This window comes from Pseudoflavonifractor capillosus, from assembly GCF_016899775.1.
Taxonomy (GTDB): domain Bacteria; phylum Bacillota; class Clostridia; order Oscillospirales; family Oscillospiraceae; genus Lawsonibacter.
Map to the genome: position 1 here is coordinate 1 of NZ_JACJJE010000180.1, position 335 is coordinate 335.

At 54.3% G+C, this 335-nt stretch carries 1 pseudogene; it reads left to right on the forward strand.

The annotated features are described in order from the left end of the window. Positions 1–300, forward strand: a pseudogene (locus H6B31_RS17910) (antirestriction protein ArdA); the annotation flags it as partial. Positions 301–335: the final 35 nt, after the last annotated feature.

The window sequence follows — 335 nt, forward strand, 5'->3', positions numbered from 1 at the left end:
GCAACAAACTGTACGGAGATTTCCCAGGCGTTGGAGCTGAGAAATCAGTTGGATCAATACATACTGGATCCGGAAATTTTCTCTCCAGAGGATCAGGCCCGGAGCGAGCTCGCCGCCATGCTGCCGGAAGCGGACGCTCAGATGGTGGCCAGTCACTTGAACCTATACGCTTATGGCAGCGAGCTGATGAAGGAAAACAACAGTGTCCAGACGGACTATGGCCTGCTGGAACGCCGAGATGGGCAGCCCATTCAAGCCATGGAGAAACCGCACCTGGAGATGGGGGGAATGAATCGTTGAAGCAGCAGGAGAGACTTTTTCATCTGTTGGACGGC